Origin of the sequence: Cohnella hashimotonis, assembly GCF_030014955.1 — a bacterium.
Classification (GTDB): Bacteria; Bacillota; Bacilli; order Paenibacillales; family Paenibacillaceae; genus Cohnella; species Cohnella hashimotonis.
The window spans coordinates 7,992,152-8,012,207 of record NZ_JAGRPV010000001.1; the positions used below are offsets into that span (position 1 = coordinate 7,992,152).

Here is a 20,056-nt window from a genome sequence, read left to right on the forward strand (position 1 = left end):
ATATTTCCATTCTACGGTATCATAAGTTAGTCGCAAATTATTTCAAAATTAGGAAGGGGTTTTATTGATGAAAAAAAAGGAGCTATTTAATCCACTGAAGGATTTTAATTATAATGCACTAAAAGATTCGGAATTCAGAGAAGATTCAGTTCGCGAAGAAATAATATATCCAATAATTAAGTCACTAGGATATAGTTCATATGGGAATAGCAAAATAATCAGGAGTCGAAAACTTTTACATCCTTTTGTCTCCATTGGAAGTCAACAAAAACAGATTAATATTATACCTGATTACGTTATGGAAGTAGATGGACGACCATGTTGGATAATGGAAGCAAAAGCACCTGATAAGAATATACTTAATTCAAAGTACATTGAACAGGCTTACTCTTATGCTATGCATAGTGAAATTAAAGCGTTATATTATGCCTTGTGTAATGGCAATGAATTTGTGCTTTTTCATGTAAGTGAGTATAAACCACTATTACATTTTGATATTAAACTACTCCCATCTTATTGGGAAGAATTGATGAACTATTTATCGCCCCAATGTGTTATTTTAAACAACAAACAAAAACTGTTTAAGGATTTCGGTTTACATATAAAGCGATTAGGTTTTGAAACCTTCAACAAACTATTTTTTCTTGAAGTTCCAATACCATTTATTGCAAAACCGGCTAGGCCCCCTAAAACTGGAGTCATACCCTACAATGATTCCAATTTCATAGCGCAGCTCGTTATTTCAAGCGATTACACCGATCTGTAAAAGGCTGAAGCATCGTCCAATGTCTTAACCCACGCTGCGAACGCTGTTGGAGCCATGTTTTTTAGGCTGCCGTGCATCTTACGGTTGTTATAAAAATCCATGAATTGGTCGAGCGCTTCATAAGCTTCCTCCAGCGTCATGAATGTACGATTGCTAAACAAACAACGCTCAAGGATGCTGTGGAAAGACTCGATGTAGGCATTCATATTCGGTGTCCGCGGCGGAATCCGTTCATGGACCATCTCCCAGCACTCGCACATGTCTTGAAACAGCTTGCTGACGAACTGGGGGCCGTTGTCCGTGCGGATGATAGGCAGTGCTTCACCCGGCTGAAGGCGCTGCTGCAGCGCGATCCCCAGGGTCTGCACCGCGTGCTTGGCCTCGCAAACAGGGCCGCGGTATTGCCCTACGACGACGCGGTCGAACACGTCGATGATGCTGAGTACGAAAAAGAAACGCTCCTGACCCAAGGCATAGCCATATTTGATATCCATTTGCCAAAGTTGATTCGATGCGGTGATGGTGTGATTTCTCGGCAATCGCCGAGGATGCGTCTGTAGGCGTTGCCGCTTTTTTTGAAGAATGCCGAGTGCCTTGCACATGCGATAAGCCTTTTTCTTGTTCAGCTTCACCCCGTACTGCTTGCGAATACAGCGCGCTAACAGCTTATAGCCATAGACGTGCTCTTCGCCCTCCAGCAGTAGCAACAGCCATTCCTGGATTTGCTCGTCGCAGACTTTCTCGCCCGATTCGTTGTAGGCGTATCCGGGCACAGGGCGTCCCCTGCGGACCGGCTCGACGCGTTCTGCGTCAGGCTGAGCGGCACGCTTACGCCGCTCATAATAGGTGGACTCATTCAACTCGAGAATGCGCAGAACCCGTGCTACAGGCTCCCCCCGTTTAATAAATGGTTCTGCTACTTCGAATTTTTCGGATAAACGGGGGTTGTTTTTTTTAGCAGTTCACGCAGAATTTCAATTTCGAGTTCTTTTTCACCAAGCGCTTTAACCGCTCTGTCATACCGCTGCTCGACTTCCTGCAACCGCTGGATTTCTTGCAAATGCTCGTCTGCCGAGGGAATGTCCTCCGGTGGAATAAAGTCACGATGCTCGCGTATCCACAAACGAATGGTTTCGGGGTGAATGTCGTACATGCGAGCAAGCACCCCCACCTTAACCCCAGCCAATGCTTCCTTAACAATTCTAAGCCGTGTTTCTTCCTTTAACCTTTTTCCCATCCCGCTCATCTCCCTTATCCCTAGTTTAAATCATTGTAGGGGGGGACTCCAATTCGATTAGGGGGCCTAGGAGAAACTAGAAAATGATCTGTATTCATCTGCGACCAATATAAAACAAGATGAAGATATATATTGTGTTTCTTTTGACTTTAGCCATGATGTGTTTTCTCAGTTGCAAAATAAGATTCCCGATCAGGCGTATAATTTACTGCAAAAACCTTTAGATGGCGCAGTAGTGAACATTAGATTCGCTGACATGCATTTTTACGTGAATGTAAAGTGTAATTTAGGAACGAAAATGCAAGAAAATAAAGACGAGATATTCCTTCCACTAGTAGTTAATGGCTTCATATAAATCTCCACTTATTTGGCAGGTTCAAAGAGGACAATAACTTCCAATAACATATTCATCTCTCGGTCTGGATAGAAGTAAGGAGTGGCTTCGAAATTGCAATAAGCAGCAGCTCCGCTACCGAAACCAACTTGTAGACCTAAAGTTACATTCGACTGAAACGGCTGTGTTTTATACAGGCGAGGATGGAAGACTATGGTGATGTAGAATGAGGATAGTAAAGGGAGGGGTTTGACCATGAGTAGTCTATATATTCTTAATACAGATGAAAGTAAAATTAAGGAAGAATAAATTGGAAGAATAATGGGTCAGCTAGGAAATAATTTGTATAAAAGTACCGGGTTATGGTTAGGAAATGTTGCATACACACATGAACAGGCTATAGAGGCAATGCTTAAATCGGGTATGATAATTGGAGAACCTTTACTTGAAGAAGTATTATGGAAATTCATGACCGAAGATGAGAAGAAGCATAAGATTTTGGAGTATGTCTCCAGAATCGATGCTGTTGGAAATACTCTTTTCATAATAGATGTTTATTTTTTTCCTAAAGAAGGTAGGTATGATCGTCAATACTTTGAGTTGATTAATTATGTATTAAGTAATTCTAATGCAAAGACTGTGAAAACAGTCACGTATTCCAGTTACAATGAGGCATTATACAGTGAGCTTAAATCTAATCTTACCTCATTAGGGATTGCGCTATCGGTTGCTACTACAGATGATTTCCACGATAGGTTTTGGATTTCATCGGAGGCTAAGAAAGGATTTATCCTTGGAACCTCCTTAAATGGGCTTGGAAAGAAAATATGCCTTATAGATTTCCTAAAGGAAGATGATGTGATTGAACTCTTAGATAATCACCAATTATTGAGATGTTTACAGAGTTAACTTGCTCATATTTTCATCAAGTTATTAATCTGCTCCACCAAGCCAGTACAAAGTAGAACGTCCCTCACAGGCGTTCTTCTTTTATGTCAACGCATGTTCTTCCACTGCCTCCCTTGCCAACTGCCGGGCATATGCTTCACCCAATCCCATCGAATCATAATAGGCTTTCGTCACATCTCCATGTGCTGGATTACAGCATCATGCTGACCCACCGGAATGAAATCAAGGATAGCCATTGTGATGGCCTGTTCGCGTGCTGCTTCCCTGAGCTTGATTTCCTTCAGGCCATCAAAGTGTCGAAGCCCTCTGACAGTAGCCGAAAGAACTGTATTTTAGCGAGCTGAATTACCCCAAAAATCATGTTAAGTACCCACAATAATTGTATGTAACTGGAAATCGGAGAAACGGTTGACATGGAGCCTCTATGGGCAAGATTCACTGCGAAGGGCGAAGCCACGGCTTCGCAGTGAATCTTGCCGCCACTCCATGTAAACCGTGTCTACTTTACTGGAAAAACTATCCATTGAGCGTGACGATTTTTTCGGGGTAATTTTTCCGAGGATTAAACACAAAGAACTCGGCAATGTGGTCGGTCAGCGCTGCGGCTGTTTCATCCCGGCCCAGATCCTTGTTGTCCTGCCACGTGCTAATTGATCGCAAGTACATCCCTCCTTAGAAATTAAAGCCTCCAACTTGGTTAAAGCCTGGCGATTCAAAAAATAAAATCTATTGTGGATCTTTTTGTTACGTATATGTACTTTAATCTAGGAGTAGGGATATACTAAAAGCATATATGTGGGATTGAGGTGTCATAAAATGGAGCAGCGAGGAAACTCTTATCAACTTGATTTGTTCTCCTTGGAAGATATGGAAATAGAGGAATTGAGTAATATTAATGATGTGAGCATGGATGAACAAGAAGATGAGTCAGATCTTAATATCAGTCGTCTTGAAAATTTGTCTCAGGTAGTAGTAACTGGGACGGATTGGACAACAGAAACCATTCTTAATCAACTAAAAAAAGGTAACATTATACTGGATCCTAAATACCAACGGAGAGACGCTTGGTCTATCAAGCATAAAAGCCGGTTTATCGAATCTTTATTCCTTGGAATGCCTATACCTCAGATAATGTTAGCAGAACTTAAAAATGCTAGAGGAAAATACCTCGTGATAGACGGTAAGCAGCGACTTTTAAGCCTACGTCAATTTGCAGCAGGAACAGACGAACAAGAAGGATTTGCTCAATTGAAACTAAGAGGCTTAGAGCTGAAAAGTGAGTTTAATGGCCTATCGTATGTAGATATTGAGGAACAAGGGTTGTATCCTGAAGAGATTGCGGCTTTTCAAAATCAGACGATCCGTACTGTTGTAGTGAAAAATTGGACAGATGAGGAATTCTTGTATCTACTGTTTCTCAGGCTTAATACTGGAAGCGTCAAGCTTTCACCTCAAGAGTTAAGACAGGCTCTTCATCCAGGTGGTTTTGTAGATTTTGCAGATGATTTCACTTCTAGAAGTGAATTGCTGAAGAATGTTCTTAAGTTAAAAAAACCGGATTTTAGGATGAGAGATGTCGAAATTTTCATTCGTTACTTTGCTTTCAAGTTCTTTCTTACGGATTACGCAGGAGACATGAAGAAGTTTTTGGATGTAACATGCGAAAGGCTAAATGAAATTTGGAAGAGAAAGAGTTCCATTATTGAGGATGAGGCTTTAGCTTTTGAAAAAGCAATTGAAACCACACGAGATATTTTTGGAGCAGAAGTTGCTTTTAAAAAGTGGAAAAATGGGAAGTTTGAATCTAAATTTAATCGCACTGTGTTTGACATAATGTTGTATTATTTCTCAGATAATGCTTTAGCAGAAAAGGCACTACAGAAAAAGAACGAAATAGTAAGATCATTCGTAGATGTTTGTGAGAATGATTCCGAGTTTTTGACGTCATTAGAAACAACAACAAAAACGATTCATGCTACATGGAAGAGGTATGAAACTTGGGCGCGGATTTTGCAAGGAGTACTTGAGACCCCTATACGCATACCTAAACTTGAAGAAAATCGAATAGTGTTTTAGAGGTACTATAAAATGACCACCTCGAATAGATTTAACGAATTTAAGTTAAGATATGAGGAACTAAAGACTCGGTTTATTCCTGAACTGTCCGAAGATCTAGATTATTCGGATGAACAACTAGATGATTTAAGAGCTTTTCGTGTGTTGTGCCACTCAGAAATTGAAGCGTACTTAGAGGATAGGGCGAGAGAAACGTCTTCTCAAGCATTGAGGAAATTTCAAGAGACCGGTAATGCAAATAAAGTGTTGCTTTGCTTGTTGGCCTTCTCAGATACCCAGTGGGAAGGCCCGCCATCCTCAATACAAAATTTGCAAAATAGTGTTCTTTATACAATTAGGTCGAGAATTCAAAAAGCGGTAAAAATCTTTAATTCCAAGATCACGGACAACCACGGGATTAGAGAAAAAAACTTATTACAAATTCTATGCCCCATTGGAATACAATTTGACGAACTTGATAATACATGGGTAAATTCCATGGATAGTTACGGTAAAAAGCGTGGGGAAGTTGCCCATACATCATTTAGAACCCAGCAAGTCATTGATCCAGCAACCGAAATCAGTACGACCGATTACTTAGTAGACGAGCTTAAAAAGGTAGATTTTCTGTTAAACTCATTAAATTCTTAAGGCACCTCTCAGGAGGTGCCTCTTTTTTAAGCTTGCCGGGCGGAGAACCGTACCATAAATAACTTCTAGTTACCCCATAGCAGGTTTAGAAGGCGCTTTGCGGGGAATGGGTCAGAAGGACCACGCTTGTCGTCGACGCAGAACGGATGTTTTTAAGAGCGCAACTTAATGTATAAAATTGGGTTGCTTATTATATGTAGCCTCAAGAATAATGTTTATTAATAAATGGTGCTAATCAAATTGAGAGACTCTTTATATTTATGGGTATATTTGGTATGTTTAATCTAGCGAAAATATGATTTTGAGGCGATAGTCAAAATTGGGATGAGTCTTAACAACATGTTTGGTCTCCTCTAATCGACCTTTAATAGATATGTGGAGGGGTAAGAGTGCGAAAAAAGGTTAGAATTGAAATTCCTTCGGATATTTCTGCGAAAGTAATGTTTCTATCAGATCGGACCTGCTGTGTTTGTAGATTTGGAAGAAAACCTGTGCAAATTCATCACATCGACGAAGACCCAGCAAATAATAGTCCAGAAAATTTAGCGGTTCTATGCTTGGATTGTCATAACGATACAATGATCAAAGGCGGATTTGGGAGGAAACTAAATGCCGATCAGGTTATTTTATATAGGAATGACTGGTTACAAACAATTGAAAAGAGACGGACTAATACCCAATTAGAGGTTGTGCAAGAACAGGCAATGAGAAATGATTCTAACTTTATTGAGTATATAACCTCTGTAGTTGAAATATACCGTGAGGGAGGGCAATTTGAATTATTGGTGGGCTTATATGACTCCCTTGGAAACTATGAGCTAAGAGATAAATATATAGAAATTGCACTTGCCGAAGATTCATCCGATCAAACCATCTGTTTTTTAAGAGGCATGCAAGGTAGAGCGGATCTAATTCCTAAGGAAGTAGTAGAACGCGAAACAGCCCGCTATACCAAAAACAAAGACTACAGTCAAAGAGCAAGATTTTATCTTAATTTAGGTATGGATGTTGCAGCTACGAAAGATTATGTTCAGAGTGTTTTGGAAGCTTTAGAAGGTGACAACCCATTTTCAGCAGCCTTCTACTTAAAGGAACTTGTGAAAGAAAATTTAATTAATAGGTTATTTGAGGAGGCCTTAAGAAAATTCACGGAGAGGGACGATCTATGGTGGCAAATAAGAGCACTACAGGAACTAGGGTGGGATTCAGAACTAAATGATCTGCTAATTAGAAATGCTAAGTTTATTGAGAATTCCGGGAACACTATGTTGCAAATTCATCTTGCACAAGCTAGAGGTGATGAAGAAAAACATTTACAACTGCGTAAAGAATTTGCGAGAGGTATACGCAAAGTGGTAGTTGGAGAAGTAGACGATGATGTAGTTGAAACGGACTAACGTAATTATATGATAGGGGTTGCTCTTTGACGTATGGTCATGAGCAGCCTCTTTTTTGAAACTTACCGATACTGGCAGCGCGGTGAATCATATCATAAGTGAGGTCGAAAATATTGTATTTTGGTAATTAGAAGCTTCTCAGGAAACATTTTTTTAGGACTTTGGATTCATTTTATGATAAAAATAAAGCCAAATACGACCATCTTTTCCAAAGCCGTGATATGATGTAGAAATAGAGGATCGAGTGAAGAGTATAGTGGGAGGGAACGTTCTTGCGTGCACCTGATCTGTCTGAAGAGCAAGTACGAGAAATTTGTCCCAGTTGTAGTGATGTTAAATTCGTAGGTAAGGGAGGACAAAAAACGGTTTTCTCATGTCTAATAGATGGGATAAAGTACGCTATCAAGTTCCTAGACCTTACAAATATAGATAATCAGCCACCGCAACCGATTATGGATAGTATCCACGATACCACATCTCCTCTTGAGGATATTCGAGAGGATGTTTTGGCTAGAGCCAAAAGGGAAATTGACATCATGGATAGATGCGAGACCCCCACTTTGGTTAAGCTAGGCCCTGTCGGAATGACATTTGTAGAATATGATAACAAAAAACTTCTTTATTTTACAGAAGAATTAATCGATGGTGATGATCTACATACGATTATTAGAAGAGATAGACAAATATCGCTTCGTGAAAGTATACAACTTGGCATAGATATCGCCACGGCCATACAGAATCTTTGGAATATCAATATGGTTCACCGTGATGTAAAACCCAAGAATATTATGAGACGCGGAAATGGAACTTATGTGTTGTTAGATACCGGACTTGCGTTTGATCTTACAGATGAGTCGCTTACGGCGGCCTTTGTAACAGTAGGTACGCCCATTTACATGTCTCCCGAACAACTTAAAAATGTAAGAAGAGGGATTGATTTTCGTTCTGATCTATTTCTCTTAGGAATAGTCCTATATGAAGCAGTGACAGGACAACATCCCTTTTTCACTAGAGGAATAAACTCAATGCAATTAGTTGCTAATATAATTTCGAACGTAGTTGAGAAACCCATAAACTTACGTCCAGAGTTACCATCAAGCTTAAATAGCATAATTATGCGATTACTAGCTAAGGAGCCTCACTTACGTTATAAAACTTGCGATTCCCTCATAGAAAAACTCGTTCAGGTAAGGGAGGTTCTGAGATGAGATTGTATGTGCAACAAGGATACGGTAAGGGAACTAAGATTCAACAAGCATTAACCAATGGCGCCGTTGATGGAGTGGTTTTAAGTCCGAGGGATGATACCGAGGATAATTTGCGATTATTCCGAAATGATTTATATAACAATTATCCCGCAGCTGAAGTTTTTATAGATCCACAATTTTATTATACGATGTATATCGACGGAACGACTAAAAATTTATCTGATTACGCGTATTATCCTGGACAATTAAACATGTCATCACTTCGTTCAATACGTGACATTCAAACGTTTGCAAAAGACACAATTGACTTCCAAATTTCTATGGGAGTTGATTACATTTTATCACCAACACTACTTATTAACAGTTTTAGTGATAGACAAACCCAAATTTGCTTAAGCTTGGCGGAAGAAACCAATGCAATACTCAAGTCGAGAGACATAAAAACTCCTCTTTTGGTATCGTTAATATTTACAGAGTCTGCACTTAATGAAACTGATCGAGTTAATGAATTTTTAAATGAAATATCTGTCCTGGAAGTTGAAGGATTTTATTTAACCGTAGCTCGGAGCAACAAAGATTACAATCAAAACTTCGACACAGACCACGGACTATCAAATTTATTGTACTTTATTTATTCATTATCTGAAATCAACGAATTTAAAGTAGTTGTTGGTTATTCTGATATCATTGGGCTTCTTTATTTGGGTGTGGGCGCATATGGGATAGGTACTGGCTGGCATAACAGTTCAAGAAAGTTTACGATACAACAGCGGATCCTTCCTTCTACGGGCGGAAGATTACCACGGGAGAGGTACACTTCGGTACCCCTTTTAAATTCCATCCTAGTATCGGAACTTGATTCAATTGATGCGAATGTACCACAAAATTTGTTTCAAAGTATTCTATCGCGTACGGTTGAGGACAGAATTATCCTGGCAGGCTCGAATCCTTCTGATGGATGGAGTAGAGCGCTGTCTCACCAGCAACACTGGTCTGCTATTAAAAAGGCTACAATTGATATCTTTCAACGTGATGACGATATAACAACTCGACTCGATTACTTGGAGCAGGCCATTTCGAACGCGCAATCTCTATACACAATGTTGGATAGATATGCCGTTCAATTTGAAAAGGCATCTTCCAGATCACACTTGGACACATGGCAGTCCGCCTTACAAATCTTTAGAAGCCATACGAACGTTTGAATTTAATTCCATAATAGTTTTGCCTATACCGACTAAGTGGAATGCTTTTTTCCTCGGTCGGTTTTTTCTTGGCTTTAAAATCATTTTGTATTCATTCTCCGAAACAGAGATTAAACCTATACCATTAATTTTAAAATGTTCTAGGTTTTCGAGAGCAGGCTTAATATACCTAGCAGGCATAACGACTGAAGAGTAATGTGCAAAACCTAAGTAGTTAATTGCTTGATATAATGCTCTTTTCCAGTTATGGAGTTTCCCTTCATATGCGTGGAATCGAATTTGTGGAAGGAGCACTTGTGGATGAATTGTAAACCTATCCTGGTTATCTTGTTGTACAAGGCCGCACTCAGAAAGCTCTTTAAGATGTTTGCGAACAGTGGATTCAGATAATCCAGAAAGCGAAACAATTGTATTAAGTTTCTGTTTTTTCTTCGGATAAAGCACAGATAAGATTTGTGCTGGCCCAAGTCGACTTAAAACTTCTTCTGATCCTCTAGGGAGACTCCAATGAGAAGTAAAGAATGCCTCAACTACATCAGCGCGTCCTTGCCAACAGTCCATTTCGCGAAGTATCAAGGTTGGTTTCGTAGAAGAATTTTGTATCAGAAAATCCTCAAAAGAATTAATCAATGTACTCTCTTTAGATTCAAAAGTATCAATAGGGTCAGCATAGCTTAAAGACATACATCTTCTCCTTTCTTCGGCTATGGTTCCCAATTAGGAGCAATAATTATACTGGATTGGCCCAAAAAAAAGCAGGTTCCTTCTGCATCCATAGGAACCGTGCTCGTTGAAAACAATAATTTATATCTCTAATATTATCATACAGGTTCAAAAATCTCGATAATTTTCTCTGATTTCCACGTAAAGGAAATACTCTGCTACAGTCATTGATTCAACCTTTCTCGGCCTACACACTCACCACAAACCGCTCTATGCCTCCAGAGGACCCAACGCCCTCTGAAGCGCAAGAAACCCTTCTTGCCGAAGCAGAAGGGTTAAGGACGAAAAGTAGGATTCTGTTTTAGCATCGAAGCTGAGCTCCACGGCTTCGATTTTTTTGTCTTTGGACACGACGATCTTGCTGACTACAAGATGCATTAAGGTCTTCCGCTGTACAAAGGTGGAGGCGTCCATTAGCTGGTCGAATTGTTGGATGATGCAGGTTGACAGCCGACACGCGCCGCCTCACCTCGCGCGGGGAGCTGCGCGTGCGCAGGAGTTCGATGGAAACTGGCTCTGCGTTGTCATTGGTCATTTCAAGTTCGAGGCGAGATTGTTCGTTGTGATAGCGATCCAGCTCAGCCCGTATCTCCAGAAGGCGTCCACTGAGAGTGCTCTTATCGATTCCGTCTTGTTGTTTATCCGCAAATAAAACCGTCAAGACGTTATCTCCATCTTTAATATAATGGTATACCCGTAGCACAATTCGTAACCAACTCATCACGTCTGCTCAAAACCTCATTGATCATGTTGGCTCCAAGCTTAAACCCACGGATAAAGGCGGCTTCCACATGCAAGCTGTTCAGGCTCACACAAAGATCGGAATACTCTTCAAGCTCACGAAACATCTCGTCGCTCAGTTCTTTTCTCCATTTTTCCGTCATTGTGCCGATTTGTTTGCTTAATGACCAATATTCAGAGTTAGAAGGTACAATTGTCGCATCGGGATGAAGCTGACCACGATACAGGGCTTCCAGAATTGAATCCATGTTCGTCCTCCCATGATTGTAATCGCATCGCTTGAATGAGATTCCTGCACATGGTAGGATATTTGTGCAGTCTGCTCACGTAGCGATTGCGGGATAGGAAGTGGCTCTGTTCTTCGTCGGACGCGCCGCTTCCTTCTTTATTTCTGGAGCTCGTCATACACCATCTCAATCCCTTTGCGAACGATGTCTGAACGTGTCGTGTTTAGCTTCTCGGCGGAAGCATCGAGCTTGCTCATTATGTCCTGATCAATACGTATCTTGATCGTTTCGCTTTTGGGATTGTCAGATGGAGGACGCCCCATCTTCTTGGAGGACATCGCTTCACCCCACTTTTTGTCCCAACAAAAATATATTATTGTTCCCACGCAAAGTCAATCTGTTTCTCCACCATCAAATGGTAATTTTTATACCTTTAGCTATACCCGCTTGTCAGGAGCTTTACCCTGAGTTCTATTCTATTGACATGGATGCTCCACGTGAAACATAATCTCATGTTCAGCGGCATTTATTGCTTTGCTACCGAAACAACGAGTTCAATGGAGACACTGTACGATTTTGTGGTTAGTCAAGATCGAGGCAGGATTGTTTGATGTGGCAGCAGTTCAGCCCAGTTTATATGAAACTGAAACACTTTAGGAACTGAATATTCTAGGAAGATCGTTGAATTTAAAATTAAATTTGTCATACGAATGCCACCTATATGTAAGGTGCAGGTTTTACCAAGCTGTTACCGGATAGACAGATGGTACTTCAGTTACTTTGCTCTTTATATTCACTGCCAATGTAAATATGCTGCAAGAACCGGGGTAGCACAATACGCCCGGGTTCTTTTTATGTTGAGGTAATTGAATATCGATTAATAAATCCTATGCAAAGACTAGCTCCAGCAATATATGAATGGCTTATTCAGATATATCCTTAGATAATTCTAAGTTTCTATAGATAGATGACATCTAGTCTACAGCAGATGTATTTTTAGCTGCGAGAATTATTTAATAAAAGCTCAAATTTCGACATATTTTTCAAATTTTAAATCTTATGATGAATTATCATGGCTGGGATGGAAGGGGGCATCGGATCAAATCCCTCCCATGAATCAAACGATAAAAGGGGAACGGTATATTCATGAAGTATATTTGGAAATCTTACATTTCGGTTTTGCTCATTATTTCTTTGACCATTACAGCTCTAAGCAATGTTGCAGGTGCGGCGAGCAACTCGACACGTGAGGTAAAAGCGTCTGATGAATCATCAGTTGAAAAATCCGTTTACTCGATCAACGCTAGTATTTCGCCGGATATAACGGCCAAAGTTAAGGAACTTAAGAAAACGGTTAAGAGAGAAGCCAAAGAACTGCAATCCGAAAATAGTAAGCATTACGAATTAAATGATGGTTCTTTTATTGCAGAGATTTCTCCTGGTTCACCTTATTATCAGGATAATGAGGGAGAGTGGCATAATGCTGTTACAAAATTAACGGATGAAGCAAACATATATAAAACAAATGTAAAGATATCAAAAGCATTTAAAAATTCAATCAATTTCGAGAAATCGGATTTTATTACTAAGAAGAGTTCTAATTATAGGCCCTTACAAGTCTCTTACGATGCAGTTATTCCGAAGGTGTATAGCGATGGGTATATTGTAAGGAAAAATAATTCCACAGTGAAGCTTATTCCTCTAAATACTACTTCTGTCACGGGGTCAATTTACAATGATAGCAGCATTCAGTATACCGATGTTTGGAAAAATACCAATGTTACTCTTACTGTTTTAAACAATGCAATAAAAGAAGATATTATCTTAAAAAATGCAGATTCACCGACTGTTTTTTCCTTCGAAATTCAAGGCTTAGATGAAACTTTGAAAACTGAGGATCTTGAGATTCAATCTCCATGGTTAATTGACCAGAACGGGGTCATCAAAAATGTTGAACAAAAGTTTAGAAAGGAAGGAAACAAGAAGATACTGGATATATTTTTCGATCCAACAGACTTAAAGTTTCCAGTTACAATAGATCCTACAGTCCTTACTTATACAAATAACGGAATTGACAATAACATTTTCTTTTCGGGCGGGGAATTCACTCCATCTGGTAATACGGGTTATTCTGGTACAGGATACTTCCAACTTTATAGATATTACGATGGACTGAATCGATTGAACTACGGGACAGGATCGATTGATTTTTATGCATATCCCTTTCCGACTAATGGAACAAAAGTGCAGTTTGCTACCTTGATAATGAAATACTATGGGAATGGAATTGCACAAACGATAGATATGAATTATGGATTTAATCCTTACCCTTATGATGCAGTATTTGGCTCAATGCCATCTACTACTGTACAAGGAACAGAAGGTTTTTTATCCATTGATATCACAAATCCTATTAAAGCATGGTTTTCCTCTTATCAAGCTTACAATATGAATAGCAATATCAGATTTAATTTCAGCACAAATTCATTAAATTCCTCTTATAGTTATTATAATTGGACCCCCGATTATGCAAAAATTATCATAGGTTACAACGTCTACGCCCCCGGCACCGCCGCCATTACTTCACCTCAGAACGGCACCATTGTCGACTCAAACTACAACATCACCTGGAATGCCGCAATCGATCAGGACGATCCACAGTCCAGCTTGAAGTACAATATCCAACTCTCCACCAACGGGGGATCGACCTGGAGCGATATCGTTCCGTTAACCGCCGCGGGCGCATCCTCTTACACATATAACTTTAGCTCAATCGCCAATACGACGAACGCAATCATTCGTATTCGACCGTTTGACGGAATCGACTATGGCTCGTGGGTACAATCCCCGACATTTACGATCAAACACAACACCGTACCGAATGCGCCAACCGCACTAAACCCTGGCAGCACCAATTCAGCAACCCCTACGTTAGTGGGCACCACAACACCTGCACTAAACTGGACTTTCTCCGATCCGGATGTCGGCGATACGCAGGGGCAGTATGAGGTCTTAATTTACAATGGAACTACGTTAATTCGCGACAGCGGATGGGTGAGCTCCAGCGTTGCTTCTTACACGGTACCTACTAGTACGCTAAGCAGAAACGGGACATACAATTGGCAAGTCCGCACCAAAGATAATAAAGGAGCCATCTCTGCGCTATCGGCGAAGTATTACATCAAAGTCAATAACGTCCCGACTGTCAACGTTACCTCCTATACGAACGGTCAACAAGTAACGGACAATGTCTTAACCTTCACCTGGACCTATAGCGATGCGGACGGACAGGCACAGAGCAACTATCAAATCCAGGGCTCGCAGGATAATTGGACGACGGTAGCCTACAACTCAGGTGCGCTTAGCGGAAATGCTACGTCTTTTACGACGCCTCCCTTGGCGAGCGGCAACTGGAGCTTTAGAATAACCGCCAAAGACGGTCTGGAATGGTCGGCTGCGGCTACGCGTAGCTTAGTACTGCCAAACGCGTATGAACCGAACGAAACGACGGCTCAGGCATACCCCATCAACTATGCACAGAACTACACTTCTTTAATTTCCACAGCTACGGACGTCGACTTCTACAAGTATACTGCGACAGCGGCCGGCATCGAAAAGTTTAAACTCACCGTACCGACGGGGCTAAACTATGATGTCTACGTCTATGACGCTTCTATGAATTTGATCGCGGCCGGCATCAGAGGCACGGGACTGGCTGAAGAGATCATCTATAACGTGAATGCAGGCGCTACTTACTATATTAAGATCATTGGTGTCGGAGGCAGCTACAATGCATCTGCCAACTACGGCTTCTCCTTGAACCGGCAAGCGGCGCAGTATACGACGACGTACCAATACGACGCTAACGGCAATATTACCGGCAAGACCGTGACGATCACAAACTGAGGAGGATTTTGCGTTGAAAAGCTGGTGGGGCAGGATCACTGCCATATTCATAGCGTTAACTCTAATTGCAGGAATTTATCCGGAAGCTGCTGGATTCGCAGCTACGCCTTCGTCCACGGGATCAATCGACGTCTCCGAGACACCGATCGAACCGGCTCCTTATTCGATTAATAAGTCAGCTTCGGCGAAAAGTAAAATAACAAGCGAGCTGGGAAACAAAAGCTATGCGATTAGCGCTGCAGCGAGCACGGTCGTTCCTGATTACAGCTTCGTTAAAACCAAGCCGGACGAAGCTCCCTTTGCGATTAACCTGGGACAGGAGAGCATCTCTACGCTCTCAGGCAGCCTGTCACAGAGCGTAGCCGATCTCTCCCTACCCGGACGGAACGGGTTGGGGTTCACGCTTGTGCGAAAATATGATAGCGATGCGTCTCAGCTTAATCAAATGTCGATGTCGTACGGCTACAATGTGACTTTGCCGCCAGCCGAAGAAAAGAGATTTCCGATCGGCAAGGGCTGGACCTGGGATATTTCGTTTATCGAAACGGTCGAATCGACCAAATACCTGCATCTGGCCGGTTCAGGTGTCTTTAAGCTCGGTTCTGACTTTTCATTGCTGGGTTATCCATGGAAAGACTTGACCTTCGCCACGGATACAACCGTGACGGTATCAGGCTCAACGTCTGCCTATGTCCTCCGGTCGATTCAAAAAGTCAATCAATACTTTAATGCAGACGGACGTCTGATTCAGATCTCGGACGCTTACAACAATAAGGTGCAGTTTGCTTATAGTTCCGATGCGACATATGGGACGGTGCTCACAAGCATTACGGATGCGATCGGCAATAGCATCTCGATTACCTATTCCGCAACGCAAGTGACTTTAACCAAGGGAACACGGCAAGTGGTCTATTATAAGACGACTCAAAACGGAAAGGAGCTCCTGACCCAAGTCGTTGATGTCGCTGGACGCGCTACCACGTACGATTATGATCTGAAGAATGCCATGTTCACCTTGTATGACCAGGCTTACCCTGCGAGCAATCCGTATGCCCTCCTCACAGGGATTAGCTATCCCACGGGAGCAAAGACGATCTTCGAGTACATGCCACCGATTGTGCGCAAAATCGGAGATTATAATGCTACTAACGAGGTTTATCGCATCAAATCCCGTAAGGACCAATTTATCCAGTGGGATAACAGCGTAAAAACAGTCAATGTCACCAACGTCTCGTATCCGAGTGGAGATGTTGGATCGGCTTACAATGCAGACCTGACCTTTACGGTAGCTTTGAACGACGGTCTCGCTGAAACGACCTTTACCAATGAGAAGGACTACATTGACGAGAACAAGCCGCCGGTCTTTTACAATACAAAGATTATGTCGGTATCGAACTATGGCGGGAAAACATATACAAATGCCACTGACTACACGTACGAACGATACCGCAACTGGCCAGTCCCCATTCAGACCAAGACGACCAAAAGTGAATCGGGTTCGGCGGGAAGTTTCATCGTCGAGACGAGCAATGTTTATGACGATTACGGCAACGTCCTGAGTGCCACGGACCCTAACGGCATACAGACAACGTACACCTATGACACGACTTCCCACTTGCTGGTCGGCGTATCTCAACCGATCAGCGCGACGCAAACGCAGTACACCGAATATGTGCGAAACGCCACATATGGCTCAATTACTGCAACGCGTGTCCGGAACGGAAATGCGACTGGGCCCGTGTTGCAAGAGACGCTCAACAACACGTTTGATACCTATGGCAATGTGACGCAGCTCAAGGTACTTCGCGAAGCAGGGCAGTATTCGATCGTGAATATCGGGTACGACACGGCCGCTCCTTATCTGGGTGCTTATCCGACCAGTACCAGCGTGACTGTCAAAGACGCAGATAACGTCGAAACGACGATTACTGCCGGCTATACGTATAACGCGGCTGACGGTACATTATCTAGCTATACGGACGGCAACAGCAAAGTGACAACGTATCAGTACGACGCGCTAGGACGGGCGTTTGCTGCCGTTAAGCCGGACAACGGCAACATTAAGATTCAGTACTACGATTACAGTAACGAGATTCAGCAAACGGATGAGGCAGGCGTCAAAGTTTATACACGTTGGGATCCAGTCGGCAGAAAGATCGAAGAGGGCTTTATCGTTAATGGCAATTATAAGCCGAAAGCCAGATACGATTATGATGCGAACGGTCGACTCTTATCCTCCGAAGATGCGTTGGGGAATGATACCTTTTACGGTTACGACCAGTGGAGTCGGCAGAATAAAGTGACCTCTCCTCCGACGATCGCTTATGACGCGCAGGGTAACATCACGCCTGTCTCATCGGCGATTACGACCATGATCTATGACGATCTGAGTAACAAGGCCAAGAGTACAGATGCAGAAGGTTACTCTATTGAGGAAACCTATGATAAATTGGGACGTTTACTGACCAAGAAGGAGGCAAAGACAACAGGGGCGCCACTCGTATCACTGGCCACCTTTGCTTACGATTATGTCGGTAACCTCACGTCTGGATCTGATAACCTGACAACGACGAATACGACTTCTTACGCGTATGACATAGTTGGACATCTTACGAGCGTGACGAACGCCAAGAGTGAGACCACTTCGTATCAGTACGATGCGCTCGGCAATCTGAAGCTGATTACGTATCCGGATACCAAGACCTTGGCCAAGACATACGATGAGATCGGCCGCTTGATTAAGTCGACGGATGCCAATAGTAAGATCGAGAAGTTTTATTACGACAAGAACAGCAACTTGACCCGAACATTCGATCGTAAATCGGTATGGACCAAGAACACTTACAACGACCGGAACTTCCTGACCAAGCGTGAGATAACGGATAGCGCAGGAACGCCCATTGTTGGGGAGGAAGTAATCGAATTCAGCTACGACAAAGCCGGGAAGCGTACGACGATGTCGGATTCGACGGGGCAGACTAATCCGACAAGCTATAGTTATTCGGCGGATAGTTCCTTAACCAGTGTTACATTCCCGGACGGGCGTAAGATTCAATACGACTACGATGCCATCGGCAATCGGATTGCCATGACGGACCCATTTGGATATAACACTTATTACAAGTATGATGCTAAAAACCGTCTGTCCGCGGTCGCGTCATCTCTCGACTTTACGAATGATACGGAAGAGAAATACAACTATTTTCAAAATGATCTGACGAAGCAGAAGTTTCAGAAAAACGGTCTCGTTTCTACCTTCGCGTATGATGGTATGCAGATCGGCTCATTAATTGAGAAAAAGGCCGATGGTACGATCGTCAATCAATTCGGATATACCTATGATAACAACGGGAATCAAAAGACTAAAACGGAAAATGGTACGGGAAGCACGTTTGGCTACGATCCGCTGAACCGAATTCAAGATTCGAGTCAATACGGTGAAACCTTTACCTATGACAGCAGAGGCAACCGTACGGGCATGACCTCCAGCAATTTGTTTGACAGTCCGGGAACCACTAATGTCTATGACAAATGGAATCGCCTGACCTCTGTTACGACGCCAACAGGAACAGTGACGTACAAGTATAATGGCGACGGGCTGCTTTGGGAACGAACCGAAAACGGGCAGACAACACGTTACTATTGGGACGGTGACCAGGTAGCTGCGGAAGCTACGGTTAGCGGTGGAGTGGCTACGTTTAAAGCACGCTACATTCGTGGCCAGGGGCTTATCGCACGACAAGATGAGCAGGCGAAGGCTTACTATCTGCAAAATGGGCACGGCGATGTTGTCGAGCTGAGGGACAGCACCGGCAATACGCGCCTAAACAGTTATGCTTACGACCTGTTTGGAAATATTACATCACAGGACGAGACTGTGGCTCAACCTTTCAAATACTCCGGCGAGATGACGGACAATACAACAAAGCTACAGTATCTGCGGGCACGTTGGTACGATCCGAGCTTGGGAAGGTTTATCAATGAGGATACGTATGAGGGGCAGATTGATAATCCGCTGAGCTTAAATCTTTATACGTACGTGTATAACAATCCGCTTGTGTATACCGATTCCAGTGGGAATACGCCTGAATGGATTCAAAACTTATTTGCTAAAGCTAAGTTGACGGCAATATTGAGTAAACAATATCCAGTAAGGTATGCTGTTGCTGGACCCGAAAGAGATAGAAGACTATATCGATCTTTTTCAGCTATTGCTGGTAATAAGAGCTTTATCAATAAAACTGGAGAACGTTACGGAGTGCCGAGTGAGTTAATCGGCGGAATTATTCTAAAGGAGGTCATGACCCAATCTATACCTGACACGGTTGCTATTGCCGATAAACAATTAAGAGGCGTTAATCATTCCACTGGAATCGGTGCGGCATTTCCGACTATTGCCATGGCAGCGTGGCAAGCTGTGGATCCTAACAGAACTATTCCGACAGATTCATTAGAAATGATGAAACTTTTAAGTTCAAACGATAAATTCGCCATTGAAACAATTGCGGTTGTCCTCGTCTTTTATGCACGGGAAGTTTATAAAGATCAAAATTTAAACACAAGCAGTTTGACCCTTGAGCAATGGAAAGCTGTGGTTGGTCGTTATAATGCTACGAGTTCTGATAAGCAAAAGGCTTACTCTGACAAAGTCTATGAGTACTTAAATGGTATAAGAGAACTTTTGGATTAGGGGGGCG

14 protein-coding genes are annotated in these 20,056 nt (G+C 42.3%); 9 read left to right on the top strand and 5 right to left on the bottom strand.

Annotation, left to right across the window (positions count from 1 at the left end; all coding sequences use genetic code 11):
* Window positions 1-67 precede the first annotated feature (67 nt).
* Window positions 68-766: a type I restriction enzyme HsdR N-terminal domain-containing protein gene (locus KB449_RS31915; protein WP_282912198.1), complete on the top strand. Its 699-nt coding sequence runs from the start codon at window positions 68-70 to the stop codon at window positions 764-766.
* On the opposite strand, the gene KB449_RS31920 is transcribed toward KB449_RS31915, so the two are convergent.
* Together KB449_RS31920 and KB449_RS31925 are read right to left on the bottom strand one after the other, a co-directional pair.
* Window positions 751-1,671: an IS3 family transposase gene (locus KB449_RS31920; protein ID WP_282912734.1), complete on the bottom strand. Its 921-nt coding sequence runs from the start codon at window positions 1,669-1,671 to the stop codon at window positions 751-753. The genes KB449_RS31915 and KB449_RS31920 overlap by 16 nt on opposite strands.
* Before the next feature lie 11 nt (window positions 1,672-1,682).
* The gene (locus KB449_RS31925; protein ID WP_282906615.1) at window positions 1,683-2,003 is read right to left on the bottom strand and encodes a transposase; all 321 of its coding nucleotides are present in this window, start codon (window positions 2,001-2,003) and stop codon (window positions 1,683-1,685) included.
* A 655-nt stretch (window positions 2,004-2,658) separates the two neighbouring features.
* On the opposite strand from KB449_RS31925, the gene KB449_RS31930 reads away from it, so the two are divergent.
* Window positions 2,659-3,246: a hypothetical protein gene (locus tag KB449_RS31930; RefSeq protein WP_282912199.1), complete on the top strand. Its 588-nt coding sequence runs from the start codon at window positions 2,659-2,661 to the stop codon at window positions 3,244-3,246.
* Window positions 3,247-3,762: 516 nt separating this feature from the next.
* Here KB449_RS31930 and KB449_RS31935 read toward each other — a convergent pair.
* A complete protein-coding gene (locus KB449_RS31935) occupies window positions 3,763-3,906 on the bottom strand; it encodes a hypothetical protein (RefSeq protein WP_282912200.1) in 144 nt (47 codons plus the stop codon).
* A 156-nt stretch (window positions 3,907-4,062) separates the two neighbouring features.
* Here KB449_RS31935 and KB449_RS31940 point away from each other — a divergent pair, with 156 nt between their 5' ends.
* The 5 genes from KB449_RS31940 to KB449_RS31960 all read left to right on the top strand — a co-directional run bounded on the left by KB449_RS31940 (window position 4,063) and on the right by KB449_RS31960 (window position 9,762).
* Entirely contained in the window at window positions 4,063-5,322 is a 1,260-nt protein-coding gene (locus KB449_RS31940) for a DUF262 domain-containing protein (RefSeq protein ID WP_282912201.1), read from the top strand.
* A 12-nt stretch (window positions 5,323-5,334) separates the two neighbouring features.
* Window positions 5,335-5,952: a HEPN domain-containing protein gene (locus tag KB449_RS31945; protein WP_282912202.1), complete on the top strand. Its 618-nt coding sequence runs from the start codon at window positions 5,335-5,337 to the stop codon at window positions 5,950-5,952.
* A 389-nt stretch (window positions 5,953-6,341) separates the two neighbouring features.
* On the top strand, window positions 6,342-7,349 hold the full coding sequence (locus tag KB449_RS31950) for an HNH endonuclease signature motif containing protein (RefSeq protein WP_282912203.1): 1,008 nt from the start codon (window positions 6,342-6,344) through the stop codon (window positions 7,347-7,349).
* A 272-nt stretch (window positions 7,350-7,621) separates the two neighbouring features.
* Window positions 7,622-8,557, top strand: coding sequence for a serine/threonine protein kinase (locus KB449_RS31955; RefSeq protein ID WP_282912204.1), 936 nt, complete (start codon window positions 7,622-7,624; stop codon window positions 8,555-8,557).
* A complete protein-coding gene (locus KB449_RS31960; RefSeq protein WP_282912205.1) occupies window positions 8,554-9,762 on the top strand; it encodes a hypothetical protein in 1,209 nt (402 codons plus the stop codon). The genes KB449_RS31955 and KB449_RS31960 overlap by 4 nt, the downstream gene beginning before the upstream one ends.
* Here KB449_RS31960 and KB449_RS31965 read toward each other — a convergent pair.
* Together KB449_RS31965 and KB449_RS31970 are read right to left on the bottom strand one after the other, a co-directional pair.
* Entirely contained in the window at window positions 9,730-10,446 is a 717-nt protein-coding gene (locus KB449_RS31965; RefSeq protein ID WP_282912206.1) for a helix-turn-helix domain-containing protein, read from the bottom strand. The two genes, KB449_RS31960 and KB449_RS31965, sit on opposite strands and share 33 nt — an antisense overlap.
* A gap of 716 nt (window positions 10,447-11,162) precedes the next feature.
* Window positions 11,163-11,474, bottom strand: coding sequence for a DUF6809 family protein (locus KB449_RS31970; RefSeq protein WP_282912207.1), 312 nt, complete (start codon window positions 11,472-11,474; stop codon window positions 11,163-11,165).
* Window positions 11,475-12,599: 1,125 nt separating this feature from the next.
* On the opposite strand from KB449_RS31970, the gene KB449_RS31980 reads away from it, so the two are divergent.
* Together KB449_RS31980 and KB449_RS31985 are read left to right on the top strand one after the other, a co-directional pair.
* Window positions 12,600-15,359 carry a glycoside hydrolase family 78 protein gene (locus tag KB449_RS31980; protein WP_282912208.1) on the top strand — a complete coding sequence of 920 codons (2,760 nt, stop codon included), beginning with the start codon at window positions 12,600-12,602 and terminating at the stop codon, window positions 15,357-15,359.
* A 13-nt stretch (window positions 15,360-15,372) separates the two neighbouring features.
* Entirely contained in the window at window positions 15,373-20,049 is a 4,677-nt protein-coding gene (locus KB449_RS31985; RefSeq protein ID WP_282912209.1) for an RHS repeat domain-containing protein, read from the top strand.
* Window positions 20,050-20,056: the final 7 nt, after the last annotated feature.